Source organism: Prevotella ihumii, from assembly GCF_900155655.1.
GTDB lineage: Bacteria > Bacteroidota > Bacteroidia > Bacteroidales > Bacteroidaceae > Prevotella > Prevotella ihumii.
Window position 1 is genome coordinate 37,929 of the sequence record NZ_LT707005.1, and the last position, 13,935, is coordinate 51,863.

A 13,935-nucleotide genomic window follows, 5' to 3' on the forward strand; every position below is an offset into this window, starting at 1 on the left:
ACGAAAGGCTAAAGCTTACCCTATTCTTAAGTATTTGGAGACCTATATGTTGGATGTACACAAACAGTACACCCCAGGCGAAGCTATGGAGAAGGCACTGCGTTATGCCTTCGCCGTATGGATACGCATTGGCAGGTATGTGCAGGACGGACGCTTCAACATAGACAACAACCTTATGGAACAGGCCATCAGACCCATCACGCTTGGAAGAAAGAACTACCTGTTCTGTGGTAACAATGAGGGAGCGGAGAACAACGCCATCTTCTATACCTTTATGGCGTGTTGCAGGGAGGCAGACATAGAGCCATACAAATGGATGAAGGAAATCCTTTCAAAGCCCCTGCTAGATATGACGGAGGAGGAACTCACGAAAATGCTACCTTCAAACTTCAAATAACAAATAACCCTTATATGCTGCCAGACATATAAGGGTTATTTGTTGGTGTGAAAGTCGGCTAATATTGGATGCTTACTAACTTTTGCCATAGAATTGTCCATGCCATTGTCTTTCATGAAGACAATGGCGGCATTCAGTGAGGCGAACGATGCTTGAACGCAAAGTCCAGCTGGCTCTTGTGTCTTGCCTGGCAATCCATAAGTCCCGTAAACTGCTTGCTGTCGCGATAGCAGAACTCTATCTGGAAACGAGTGCGGTATGTCTTCAATACTTCCTCACCCGTCATTGAGAGTTTTGTCGAGAAGAACAACTTGCACTTTCCACCGGGCATTCGCCAGATGACAAGTCGCACCCTCTTCTTCAGAGCCTTTCCGTCCAGTCCATCAATGTGCAGTTCTTCTATGCATGAGAGGTTGAGGTTTGCCAAGTCAATCTTGTCTCCCTTGACTCTTGGTCGTCCACGCCTCTTTTTCCCCTTGGGAATGTAATGCAGACAAGCGTTGTCACGGAAGCGGCTGACCAGATAGAAGCCAAGCTCCGATATGCCCTTCTCGAACGTGGATGTGGAGAAGAATGCATCAGCCACTACTATATCAGTGATACTCAGCAGTTTCTTTGAATACCGCTTCATAACACTGATGTAATATTCGACGAGTGTTTTGTTCCTCATCTTCAGCGCGGAGTTCCCTATTGTCTGATGGGCACGCAGCATCATGCACTTGTTGTTGGCAACATCCAGCAAGCCGATGCCCATGATTTCAAGTCCGTGCTTCACCGCCCCTGCACATCCCGACCAGAACCGTCCGATATGAGGAGTCTTCTTCCCGGCCTTGCTGATATAGCATGGGTCTATGGCAATGGCAAGTAAGCCTTCCATTTCCAACACACGCCTTGCAAGAGACAGGTTCAACAGAAGCCAATCGATGCAGTCTTTCTTCTTGCGGTTGAAATTCTGACGATAGGTCTGCTCGCCGTGCTTGCCGTAGCGAGCCATCTGTGCGAAGTTTATCTTTCTGGGTAAAATCATATATGAAGTCAGTATCTCGATGAGCAGAGTCTGGAAAGTTTTTGCTAACTTTGCACCAGATTCTTTCATTGATGTACGGATTGCATTCTTGAGGATCTCCTCATATTGGCTAAGTGGCTCTGAAAATGTCATACTTTTTAAGTCTTGAATAAACTATAAGGATACTGAAAATTAGGAACTTAGCCAGATTTATTTAGTTATGTTTGGTTAGTCAACTCGCTCATTTTCAAACAATTATGTGATTATTAACAGAGTGTTGATTGAAGGAGTAAAATTGAAAACCTCGTCAGACTGCTTGGTTGGAATTGAGGGCGCTTACTTCCTAAATCCTTATTTTGGAGTTGGAGGTAGGGCTTCGCTTAGTCACATGCGTATTATTGTCAATGATGTTAAAACTGAAGATAATTCAGTTGATGCCTTGAAATTGGGCATAGGAGCCTATTTCTCTTACCCACTTTCTAATCGTTGGTTAGTGGGAAGTCGCTTGTTACCAGAATTTGTACATTATCGCCCCAACCTAAAATCCATAGAAACAAGTACTCATTCAAGAATTGGAATAGGACAGGTCTTTCGCTTACTTATAAAGCCAGTAAAAGTTATGCCGTTCGTGTCCTATTTGATTACGACCTCCTGCCTCCAAATAGCAAAAAGAGTGGTGAATACATGCATTTTTAGCCATTGGAACATCATATCTTATTAGCTTTTAATGAATAAAATCTTATTATTACGGAAAAACAAACCATTTTTATATCTGTAATAAATATGTAATAATTTTGTAGGATTTTGATAAAATCATAGTAACGATTCTGTAATATTGCTCTCGTACCTTTGCATCGTCAATAAAAATTCGATAAATAAGGAATGAAAAGCAAAAAAAAATTAGTAGCAATCGCTACGCTACTTTTGGTAAATTTAAATGCTATGGCACAAGAGATTTGTGGCATGGTGAAGGATTCTAAAACAAAAGAACCATTGATTGGGGCTACTATAGAAATGGAAGGGGGTAAACTTTTAGGAGTAACCGATATTGATGGAAAGTTTTTGCTCACCAATTTGAACGAGCAAAGCTATGTATTAGTAATTAAATATGTGTCGTATAAGCCAAAAAAAGTAAGTGGCATACGAGCAGAAAAAGACGGTACACAAGTTCTTAATATAGAGTTAGACCAAGACGAACAAATGTTAGCTGGGGTTACGGTAACAGCTAATGGACGACAAACAACCCAAGCATCGGTTGTACAAATGGCAAAGAATAGTCCATTTATGATGAGTAACATTTCGGCACAAGAAATAACAAAAACACAAGATTCCAATGCTGGTGAAATTATCAGACGTGTTCCAGGAATCAGTTTGATAGAAGATAAGTTCGTAATGGTGCGTGGCTTATCGCAAAGATACAATAACGTATGGATAAATGGGGGAGCTGTGCCAAGTTCGGAAGCAGACTCACGCGCTTTCTCGTTCGATATTATTCCAAGTTCACAAATTGATAATTTATTAGTGGTAAAAACTCCCTCAGCTGAGTATCCTGCTGATTACAGTGGCGGCTTTATCATCGTTAATACAAAGGAAATACCATCAGAAAACTCATTTTCGTTGAGCCTTGGTGGTAATTGGAATACAAAATCGGCCTTTCAAGATTTTAAAAGTAACAAAGGTTCGAGTACAGATTTTTTAGGATTTGATGGTGGTTTACGTAGTTTAAAAGGTGGAATCAATGGGGAATTAAAGAAGTTATCAGGCGATTTGACCGACCTTTTGAATAACGGTTTTAATAATAATTGGTTAGTTAGGACTAAAAAGCCATTAGGCGACTTTAAGTTTTCTGCCAATTGGAACCATCAGTGGCATATTGGTGACAACAAGTTGGGTATGATTGCAGTGGTAAGTTATAACAACGAGTACCGAAGTTACCGAAACATGGAAAATAATCTTTTTGGAATTTACGATGCCCAAAACGATAAGGAAAATTATCTAAGGCATTCGAAAGACGAACAATTTAATCACAACGTGAGATTAGGTGGTATGTTGAATTTAACCTATCTATCTGCCAATGGAAATCACAAATTTCATTTAAAAAACATCTTTAATCAGCTCGGCAATCAGCGTTATACTTGGCGAGAGGGCGTGAATGCACAGTCGAATAAGGAAAATGCTGCTGAAGAGTACTATCGTAGTAGAAGTATTTTTAATACGCAATTGACAGGAAAACACTTGTTGAATGAAGACGAATTAGATTGGAGTGTAGGATATGCTTTTGCAAATAGAAACATACCAGACCGTCGTCGTTACTTGATCGACGATGCTATTGAAACTGATAAAATGGGACTTTCTACTGGAAACGATATTTCTCGCGAATGGACGAAGCTAAATGAGCATATCGTTTCAACTGGAGTAAACTACAAACACCAATTTAATTTTAATGGTTGGGAACCATTTTTGAAAGTGGGAGGCTATGGAGAATATCGCACAAGAAAGTATAAAACGCGCGAATTTATTTACAATTGGAATGTAGCATACAATGAAATGCCCGCTGGATTCAGATATATGGATTTACCAACCTTGCTGAGCGATGAGGCTAACTTTGGTGAGAATAAGCTCCATTTGTTAGAACAAATGCATTTCCGCAATGATTATGACGGACACAACACCTTGGGAGCAGGCTACATTACGGTATCTTTGCCTTTTGGAAAGTTAGGCGTTTATGCTGGTCTTCGCTTCGAACACAACAATATGGAGTTGGTTTCGAACACAAAAGACACGGAAATAAGTCATGTAAGTACTTACTATAAAACCAATGATTTCTTCCCTTCTATCAACGCAACGTATAAGTTTAACGACAAACATCAGTTGAGATTGTCTTACGGAAGAAGTATTAACCGACCTGAATTTAGAGAAGTTTCTTCATCAGTATTCTATGATTTCGACCTCGCTTCCAATGTTCAAGGTAATCCAAATCTTACCAATGCTTATATCAACAACGTTGATTTACGTTACGAATATTACCCAAGCAGAGGTGAACAAATTTCTTTTGCAGCATTTTATAAGAATTTCGACTCTCCTATTGAGTGGACTTATACGGTTGCAGGTGGTACTGATTTGATATATTCTTACAAGAATGCGCTTTCAGCCAATAACTTTGGAGTTGAACTTGATATTAAAAAGACACTTGATTTCATCGGACTTTCTAACTTTAGTTGGTCGTTTAATGGAGCATTGATAAAGAGTAAAGTGAACTTTGAGAAAGGTGCTAAAGAAGAAAACCGTCCAATGCAAGGTCAATCTCCTTACTTAATTAACACGGGAATATTTTATAATGATACAAAAAATCAGCTTAGTATTGCTTTGCTTTATAACAGAATCGGAAAAAGAATCATTGGTGTGGGACGCAGCGAAGGCACTTCTTCAGGTAACGATGTAAATTCTCGTGTTCCTGATAGCTACGAAATGCCTCGCAACATGATAGACCTTACTGCATCAAAGAAATTTGGTGAACATTTTGAAGTGAAGTTAAGCATTCGTGATTTGTTGGCAGAGAAGGTTTATTACAAACAATTTGCGAACGTTACTTATCCAAATGGTGACCATAAAGAGATAACAGAAGTTTCACGTTCATACCAACCTGGACAAAACATAGGTATCTCTGCAATCTATAATTTCTAAGATAAAACTTAAAAAAGGAAATAAAATTCATAAATAAAATCTCTTATTTAAAAGCAAATATTATGATGAAAAATTTGAAAACTTTAGGATTCATGGCAATCCTTGCCGTAGCAACAGGATTAACCGCATGTAGTAGCGATGACGAAACTGTTGTAACACCAACCCAGCCAACCGCTTATCAATGGGGTACAGAGGGCTCTATCAAAACATGTAGCAACGTTCTGTTTACCAATGGCAAAGAAGATGCTAATGGAAAAGAAATCGGTAATGGCGACCAAGAATTCATTTTCAAAGGAAAACAAACCTTGAAGCGTGGTACCTATTTATTGAAAGGTTGGGTCTATATTGCTGAAGGAGCTGAACTTACCATTGAGCCAGGAACGATTATAAAGGGTGATAAAGCTACAAAGGCTGCTTTGATTGCTGAACGAGGCGGAAAGTTGATAGCCATAGGAAATCAAAAAGCACCAATTATATTTACATCTGCGCAAGCAAAAGGTAGCAGAAAACCTGGCGATTGGGGAGGAATTATTCTTTGTGGACGTGCTGTGAACAACCAAACGGAAATGCAAATTGAAGGCGGCCCTCGCACAAAACATGGTGGAAATGACAATCAAGATAATTCAGGAGCGTTGAGTTATGTACGCATCGAGTTTGCTGGCTTCCCATTCGAGAAAGATAAGGAAATCAATGGCTTGACACTTGGCTCAGTAGGTAGCAAAACTCAACTTGACCATATTCAAGTTTCTTACTCAAATGATGACTCTTACGAATGGTTTGGTGGTACAGTTAATGCAAAATATCTTATAGCTTACAGAGGTTGGGACGATGATTTTGATACAGACAATGGATTTAGTGGTAACGTACAGTTTGGTTTAGTAATTCGCGATTCTAAAATTGCTGATACTTCACAGAGTAACGGCTTTGAAAGCGATAATAATGCTTCTGGTTCAGACGTAAAACCTTACACAACAGCAAAATTCTCTAATATAACATTCGTTGGTCCAAAGATGGACAAAAGTTTTGTAAATTCTGTTGATTATATTAATGGTGGTACAATGAATCCAAACAATGGTTCAGCACTCGGAAAATTCCAAGCAGCCATGCACATTCGTAGAAATTCTCGCTTGAGTTGTTACAACTCTTTGGCAGTTGGTTATCCTATTGGTGTCATCTTAGATAATGAAAAGGGTGCAACCCAACAAGCAGCAACAGCTGGTGCATTGAAATTGAACAACATTTGGCTTGCAGGTATGGATATTGTTGGTTCAGATTACAACAAAATCTACAAAGATGAGTTGGTAACTGATTACAAAAACAAGGTAACCGACCCAACAAAGCCTTCATTCACATCAACTTTCTTTAAGGCTCAAAGTGGCAATAATATCTTGCCAACATGGGAAACACTTGTAGGAATGAACGGTTACACACCACTTGCAGCAAGTCCTATCCTCAATGCAGCTTCATTCCAAAATCTTACAGGTTTCATCTCTGTTCCTTACGTTGGAGCTTTCTCTGCAAACGACGATTGGACAGCAGGTTGGACTGAGTTCGACCCACAGAATGCAGACTATTAATGGGCAAGAATAATTTTTAACTGACATAATTCAATTTTTTAGGCAAGCAAGTGAGGTTTTAAAACCAAGTTTGCTTGCTTTTCTAATATATTGTTTGAAAGACAAAACAGCCTATATTGATAGAATTTGTCGGATTCAGATTTGGACAATACTATCATCTTATGATAGAGTCGAAACTGAATCCCAACGAAAAATTATAACGTTTGACAAAATGCACCAGTTATTCTAATTTCATTAATATCAGATAGTAAATGAATATTTGCATTTCTAAACTTTATTCTATTTGCAATTGGTAACTGTTACGATAAAGTTCACAAAAGCGAAAAATGCCCAACAAAATGTTGAATTTGTGTATTTTAGTAACTACTCAGTACCCCTATGGTAAATCCATCAGAGAGTAATCCGAAGTGTTAAAACTAACCGCTCCAAATAGTAAACGAACGGCTGCCCGAGAGGATGTGAAATACCTTTTGATGGTAGCAAAAGCACGCTTATTCGCCTATGTACCAGTGTTTTGTATCTATTTTCGGAGACTCAACATAGTCCCCTACGCGCCTTGGGGTAGGCTTTGTTAAAAGTCGCCATATTACATTTAACAATCTGTATCTCAACTGTTTAAGTTTTCTAATACTCTTGCAGGAAATGAATTTACGTAGTATATTTGCAGCGTGAATGAGCAAGTGACAGACAAGGCAGATGTACTCCAGACGATAGAAAACAGATTTGCTTCGTTGGAGAAGAAGGTATCCGACCAGGATACCGAAATAAGCCGTCTCAACCGTCTCGTAAACCAGAAGGATAAAACCATACGGGATCTGAGGCAACGCCTGTCAAAGTATGAGGAACCACCAAAGGACAGTAGCAACAGTAGTATTCCGCCCACCCAAGACTCAATAGGAAACCAGATTGTTCGTCACACTAAGTCGCTCAGGAAGAAGAGCGACAGGAAGACAGGCGGTCAGCCCGGGCATGAGGGGCATTTCCTTGAGACCAATGAAGATCCAGATTTTATTGTCCACCACCATCCTGATGATGTGTGCGAGTGTTGTGGCGAGTCACTCGCTGATGTGGAGGCCGAGGTGATTGGCAAGTCGCAGGTTGTCGACATTCCCTCCATACAACCCACCACTACGGAGCACGTGCTGCTCGGCAAACGCTGCAAATGCGGGCACACGAACAAGTGCAGAGCCTCAAAGAAGTATACCAGCCGCATTTCATACGGCCCTAATCTAAATGCCATAATTGCTTACTTCGGACATTCCCAGTACATCCCCTTTGCAAGGCTGTGCGAGATGTTGCGCGATGTATTCCATCTTCATATCAGCCAGGGAACGGTGCAGAACATACTGACCCGGATGGGAAAGAAATCGGAGAATGCCTATAGGGAAATACGCGACCGTATCGAAGAGGCCGAAGTCGCTGGCGCCGACGAGACTGGGCTGTACGTCGGTGGGGAGCACCATTGGGCATGGGTCTTCCAGAACGACAATCTCACCTATCTCTTCCAGGACAAATCCCGCGGCAAGGCCGCAACGAGGAAGCATTTCCCCAACGACCTTCCTGATGTCACGCTCGTGACGGACAGGCACAGTACCTATTTCAGGCTGAACGTCAAAGGACATCAGGTATGCATTGCGCATCTATTGAGGAACATACAATATCTCACAGACCTGGATAAGAACCAGACATGGTCAACGAGACTTACGGAGTTGTTGCAGAATGCGATTCACCTAAGGAAAAGCAAAACGATGGAGAAAGTCAAAAAGGCTGCAGCCGGTTTCTACGAAAGGCTCGACAGACTGCTTGAAGAAAGCACCAATCACTTACACAAGGACTTCAACGCCTTGAAAAAAGGACTCTACAAATGCCATGACTACATCTTCACCTTCCTCACCGATAAGCGAGTTCCATATGACAACAATGCCAGTGAGAGAGGCGTGAGGAACATAAAAGTCAAGCAGAAAGTAAGTGGTTGCTTCAGAACAGACGCTGGTGCTGACATCTACATGAAACTGCATTCGGTGACTGACACCGCCAAGAAAAACGGCAATTCCAAATTTGACGTACTGCTCGCCCTTGCTAATTTGCAAGGGTAAAGGCAGCATACCTATTTCTATAGGGGTACTGAGTAGTTACACTGCATCGCATTCTTCTGCAAACTTAGAGGTCATTAGCCCGCAAAGGCTTTTTAAAGCGTTTAGATGTTATGCTTTTCTTCGTCTTTGCACCTTATTTTGGCTCTTTTCGTTTGTTTTTCAGTTGTTTAGCTCGCTAAACGTCTTCAAGAACAACCAAAAACAGCTCAAAATAAGCTCGCAAATCTCGAAGAAGTCTAACGACCTCTAAGTTTGCAGAAGAATGCGACGCAGTCGCATAAACATTAAATAATCAAGGTAAAACTATGATTGCTAAAGACAGTTTCGTACCTTTGTTGTAAAAAGGTAGAATCGGTCTGTCGAAGAGGTAAACCAGCTAACGACCCAGCTAAAAGCTATAAATCGTTTCGGACCTCATCGACATAGTTGCAAAGACCAGATAGAAAGTTATCGACACGAAGCCTATTTAGAGTTCTAGTCCATACAACTATCGACCAATTCTACTTAATAAAATTGTACAAATATATGAAGAATTTATTTATCGGAGTTGATTTTTCGAAAGAAAAAGTTGATGTGGCTATCATTTTTGCAGACGGTCTGACAGAAACGGCCCCAAGAGTGTTCAACGAGTTCAAGACAACAGTGTCTGGCTACAAGCAACTGGTCAAGTGGGTGGAGAAGAATTCCTACGGCATCGATCCTTCCCTGTGGCTCTTCTGCGGTGAAAATACTGGCGACTACAGCAAAGGACTATGCAACTTCCTCTACGGCAAAGGCTACGACATGTGGCTTGAGAACGCCAAGAGCATCAAGGACGCATCAGGTCTCAGACGATTGAAGTCTGACCGCGCCGACGCCTCGATGATTGCAGAATACGCTATGAGAAATCACGACAAAGCCGTTATGTACGAGCCACTTAGCGAGTCACTTGCACAACTACGAGAGCTGTTTCTGTATCGTCAAATGGTGGTACGCCATAGATGCAGCTTTCAGGTGCGTAGAGGCGAGAAGAAGCTCACTATGGAGAAATCGCCTATCAAGACGATGATCTCGCAGAGCGGAAGGCATATCCTGTCAGAACTCAACAAGGAAGTAGAGAAGATAGACAAGCGAATCGCCGAGCTCATTAAGTCGGACGAAGAGCTCACCGAGGTGTTCACAATCGTGACCTCGGTGCCTGGCATAGGAACGCAGAACGCTGTCTGTCTGATGGTGTATACAGACAACTTCCGTCGTTTCAACTACGACTCGCGCAAGATTGCCTGCTATTACGGCTTAGCCCCATTCGGAAAAGACTCTGGCACCAGTGTGCATTCTGATCCGCATGTACATTATATGGCGAACCGCCAGATAAAGGCCATGCTGACACAAGCTGCACTGGCTGCCGTCAAATTCAATCCCGTTATGGCGAGGTACTATATGCGCCTCGTGGAACGCGGAAAGAAGAAGCAAGTTGCATTGAACAATGTCAAGAACAAACTTGTGCATTTGGTCACTGCAATGGTTAGAAACCGCCAAACATTCACCCCTGATTATAAAATCTCAGCATAAATTGAAAATAATGGTCAAAACATTTGGATTTTAACATAGAAAGCGATTTGGGGTTAATGATGTTCTAAATTCTATTGAGCATAAAAAAAGAACCCATTCTCCTTGAAAATAGGTTCTTTTATTTGTACTGTTCAGCAATTTCTTAGAAGAAGTAAGCTATGCCAATTTGCCAAGAATTATTGCGGCTGCTTTCTTTCTTAACGAGGTCTTTTGTAAGGTCTTCTGCCAATTTTAAAGGCTCTATTTCAGCAGTTTTTCCACAAGCGATATTGTAGTTTGCGCTGATTTCCAAATTACCCATAACGGTAACACCAAGACCTGCATTTACGCTGAAATTGCTCTTTTTCAATGAGTAACTGCTTTGCTTATCCCATTTGAAATCTTTATCACCAATATTAAGTCCCCATTGTGGACCTGCAAAGAAGTGTAAGTTGACTGTGCTTCCCAAGCCAATAGAATAACGGAGGTTTACAGGGATTGCCAATTGTTGCTGCTTGATAGTCTCTTCAGTTCCTAATGGAGTATTTACCTTTGCTGAGCGGTAATCGTAGAGTGCAGATGCGTCAATGCCCAAACCTACGATAGGAAGTGAGAACTTAGCGGTTGGTCCAACAAAGCCACCCATCTGGTTAGACTTCTTGAATACTTTGCTGCTAAGGTGCATATCTGTAACGTTCAAACCACCTTTGATACCAAACTTAACGCTTTGTGCGTTTGCTGCTATTGCTGCGAATAAGCCCAATGAAACGAGGGCTAAAGTGAATATTTTCTTCATATTACTAAAAATAAGACCGCTCTTAACAACTACTATTGGGTAGCTGCTAAGAGCGTTTGGATTAAACTTATATTTCCTTTGAATTTATTCTCATTGCATCTTGTCTTTGGCTTAATGTCGCTGACGGCGTACCGAAACACGTGCTGAATTATTGGTAGAAGTATTGCGTGTAGTTTTGCTCTTCTTAGTTGAAGTCGCTGAAGTTGTTTCTCCTCCACCTCTACGTGTGCGACGATTACGTTTCGTAGTCTTGACGTTTTCTTTTGTTGCTGCAATGCTGTCCAAACTGTCACGTTTTGCTTGGTCGCCAAAGATATTCTTTTCAAAGTCTACCAATTCTTTTTCTATCTTCTTTTGTTCAGCTGTCATTGCTGAGTCGGTTGGGCAATACTGCGAAAGCGTTCTGCCGAGCATATTGGTAGTTTTGTATATCTTGCCTTGATAACGATTCATTGTGAAGTAGTCTTCCACACTCATTGTTGCTGCATTATTGAGATTGCTCGTCATAATGGTTTGCTTTGAGAGGAAAGGTGCTAAGTCGTCATATTTCACCCAAAAGAGTGGATACTTCACTTCGCCGTCTCCAAACTCATCGGCACGTGCCATAATAGGGCAGAGGGCTATAACCTTGCGATGGAATGTAGATGTACCTTGGTCGTAATATGCACTTTCTTTTAGGTAGTAACCTTTCACTTCTGCAGATGGTATGTCGCTGTTGTCAAGACGAATACCACGATTGGTGCGTTCGTAATAGATGTGATAGTTGTCCAAGAACTGCAAAGGCTTGATGCGTGCAGAATCGGTAAATACCTCATTGCCATCCATACGGTATTCGTATGCCGAGATACCTCCATTGCGTGGTCCCATCATCATCAATTTGAAGATATAGGTGAACAGGTTCATTTGTGAGCCTACAGGTTCAGTAGGGTAGTAGAGCCCAGCGTTAGCATCTTCCACGAGGTTTAGTTCACGATAGATGTCACGTCTCCACACCACATCTTCGTTCATTGGAGTAGTGGTAGGGAACGAAATCTGTGCACGAGTAGTTATCGTGTTTGTATTCGATTTTCTTTTCTGTTGTTGCTCTGTACGACGGCGTGCAGGTTGTGCACTCACACCTAAAGCTACTAAAGCAACACATACTATTAATGCTATTCGTTTCATTGTCTATATCGTCTATAAATCGTTAGTACTTCGACAATCGAAGAATGAACGTTGATTATCTATTTTTATTATTGAACTATTACCTCCATATTGCGTCCGTTGAGCGTGCGTGTTGTGCCGTCAGGACCGTGTACCACAACATTGGTTATATAGAAGCGCTTGTTGCGGCTCAAGTGGCGGAACTGCTCTTTCTGTTGTGCAGAGAATTGTGCGCCATTGCTTGCTAAAGGAACTGCATTGCCCATATTATCGAAGAATACGGTGCGGAAACTGGTTACTGTAAATGGGATGTCCAACAAGCCATCGTCAATAGCAGCCTTGATGCCAGGTGCTGCCATTAGTGCAGCTTTTGATAATGCGCCACTCTTAAAGCGGTCGCTACCCATAGTAATATAAGGAGACGGATCTGGCAATTTGCGTACACGGAACTCGTATTTGCCTATTGCACGTCCTTTTGCCGATACCGATATGGTAACGTTTTTTCCAACGCTTGTAGGGCGTGCCACAAACTTACCGCCGCCACGAGCCACTAAGGATCCACCTGTCATTGTTGCTTGCACCTCGCTTTGTGCTGTGTTCGGAATACTTATGGTGATAGGGTTATCAAATCCTGCGTACAGTACGTTCATCAAGTCGGCAGCAATTGTCGCCATACCTTCAAAGGCTGGTGTCTTTTGCATACCATCTGGGCTGATGTAACGCTCAGGTTGAGGACCGCCTGTTACCCAATAGTCTTGCGAGAAGTTTCTTTTGATAACGTTACCCACAAGGTCTTTTATCAAGATATATCCCGATAGAGTGTGTTTGCCAGGTGCACCAGCTTTCACTGTGACTTGGTTGCCTTTGATGAGTTGACCATTCACATACACTTGTGGTTGCTGCGTAGAGTCTACTGCAGCCATAAACATTTGTGCTGTAAGTGTTTCGCCAGGGTAAAGACGAGTCTGACTTGGTACAACGAAAGCTTCCAACTTGTTTACACGCAAATCCTTTAGTCCAATGTTTGCCACCAATGTGTGCAGCACTTCACCTTCAGCGTAACGAATATCACTCTGCAATTTTGAGAGCAATGTAATAGCTGCCGCCACAGGCATATCTTCAAACATATATTCCTCCCAGTTTTTATTCAGTGTGCTTTTAGGAACATCTGTTGAGAGGTTGCTTGCTATTAAATTCTTTTGACGAGGGTCGGTAACAAACTTTAAGATGCGTGTGCGATAGCTGTTGATAGCATTGAATAGTTTGTGTCCTTGGCCTGTTCCTGGAGCCAACATTACGTAGCTTGCTGCTTCCAAGTTGTCTTTATTCTTTATATGTAGTGGGTTTCCGTCTTCACCGTCAGCCTCTTTTGCTATGTCTACCTTCAGTTGTTGAGCGTAGTTGTACAACGAGTCGCTCATATTTCTTACGGTCGAAGCCATAGCAAACCATTCCTTCACCTTTTGAGGGTTTTTCTGCATCATCTTCTCTATTTCGTTGAAGATAGCAGAATTCTCCTTTGTAGAGTTTCCCGTGGTGCGGTTTAGGCTTTCCTCCACTACAGAGAAACCGTTGAGCACCTCCGTAGAGACGTTCAATGCAAGCATTGCCATCAGAACGATGTACATCAAGTTGATCATCTTCTGACGTGGGGAAACCTTTTTCTTTATGATTGCCATTTACCTTGTTTCTAAGTTATTATAACA

General features: G+C 41.6%; 9 protein-coding genes. 5 read left to right on the forward strand and 4 right to left on the reverse strand.

Going from position 1 to position 13,935, the window contains the following annotated elements; genetic code table 11:
• A partial coding sequence (locus CZ367_RS14215; RefSeq protein ID WP_144006055.1) for an IS66 family transposase occupies positions 1-397 on the forward strand: 397 nt, incomplete at its 5' end.
• Positions 398-530: 133 nt separating this feature from the next.
• On the opposite strand, the gene CZ367_RS14220 is transcribed toward CZ367_RS14215, so the two are convergent.
• Complete coding sequence (locus tag CZ367_RS14220) at positions 531-1,556, reverse strand: transposase (protein ID WP_237581880.1); 1,026 nt, start codon at positions 1,554-1,556, stop codon at positions 531-533.
• A 729-nt stretch (positions 1,557-2,285) separates the two neighbouring features.
• Here CZ367_RS14220 and CZ367_RS14225 point away from each other — a divergent pair.
• The 4 genes from CZ367_RS14225 (at position 2,286) to CZ367_RS14240 (ending at position 10,311) form a co-directional block, all read left to right on the forward strand.
• On the forward strand, positions 2,286-5,087 hold the full coding sequence (locus tag CZ367_RS14225; RefSeq protein WP_077197591.1) for a TonB-dependent receptor: 2,802 nt from the start codon (positions 2,286-2,288) through the stop codon (positions 5,085-5,087).
• A gap of 62 nt (positions 5,088-5,149) precedes the next feature.
• On the forward strand, positions 5,150-6,664 hold the full coding sequence (locus CZ367_RS14230; RefSeq protein WP_077197592.1) for a hypothetical protein: 1,515 nt from the start codon (positions 5,150-5,152) through the stop codon (positions 6,662-6,664).
• Positions 6,665-7,344: 680 nt separating this feature from the next.
• Positions 7,345-8,760, forward strand: a complete 1,416-nt coding sequence (gene tnpC, locus CZ367_RS14560) for an IS66 family transposase (RefSeq protein ID WP_237581882.1) — start codon at positions 7,345-7,347, stop codon at positions 8,758-8,760.
• Between the two features lie 525 nt (positions 8,761-9,285).
• Positions 9,286-10,311: an IS110 family RNA-guided transposase gene (locus tag CZ367_RS14240; RefSeq protein ID WP_077196551.1), complete on the forward strand. Its 1,026-nt coding sequence runs from the start codon at positions 9,286-9,288 to the stop codon at positions 10,309-10,311.
• Between the two features lie 142 nt (positions 10,312-10,453).
• Here the strand turns inward: CZ367_RS14240 and CZ367_RS14245 are convergent, their stop codons facing one another.
• The 3 genes from CZ367_RS14245 to porM form a co-directional block, all read right to left on the reverse strand.
• Positions 10,454-11,086 (reverse strand): porin family protein, encoded by a 633-nt coding sequence (locus CZ367_RS14245; RefSeq protein WP_077197594.1) that lies wholly within the window; start codon positions 11,084-11,086, stop codon positions 10,454-10,456.
• Between the two features lie 111 nt (positions 11,087-11,197).
• Positions 11,198-12,250 carry a type IX secretion system ring subunit PorN/GldN gene (porN, locus tag CZ367_RS14250; protein ID WP_077197595.1) on the reverse strand — a complete coding sequence of 351 codons (1,053 nt, stop codon included), beginning with the start codon at positions 12,248-12,250 and terminating at the stop codon, positions 11,198-11,200.
• Positions 12,251-12,318: 68 nt separating this feature from the next.
• Positions 12,319-13,908 carry a type IX secretion system motor protein PorM/GldM gene (gene porM, locus CZ367_RS14255; protein WP_077197596.1) on the reverse strand — a complete coding sequence of 530 codons (1,590 nt, stop codon included), beginning with the start codon at positions 13,906-13,908 and terminating at the stop codon, positions 12,319-12,321.
• Positions 13,909-13,935 lie beyond the last annotated feature (27 nt).

Coding starts and splice junctions, on each gene's coding strand:
- CZ367_RS14220 (WP_237581880.1), bottom strand. CDS start 1,556: ATGACATTTTCAGAGCCACTTAGCCAATATGAGGAGATCCTCAAGAAT.
- CZ367_RS14225 (WP_077197591.1), top strand. CDS start 2,286: ATGAAAAGCAAAAAAAAATTAGTAGCAATCGCTACGCTACTTTTGGTA.
- CZ367_RS14230 (WP_077197592.1), top strand. CDS start 5,150: ATGATGAAAAATTTGAAAACTTTAGGATTCATGGCAATCCTTGCCGTA.
- CZ367_RS14240 (WP_077196551.1), top strand. CDS start 9,286: ATGAAGAATTTATTTATCGGAGTTGATTTTTCGAAAGAAAAAGTTGAT.
- CZ367_RS14245 (WP_077197594.1), bottom strand. CDS start 11,086: ATGAAGAAAATATTCACTTTAGCCCTCGTTTCATTGGGCTTATTCGCA.
- porN (WP_077197595.1), bottom strand. CDS start 12,250: ATGAAACGAATAGCATTAATAGTATGTGTTGCTTTAGTAGCTTTAGGT.
- porM (WP_077197596.1), bottom strand. CDS start 13,908: ATGGCAATCATAAAGAAAAAGGTTTCCCCACGTCAGAAGATGATCAAC.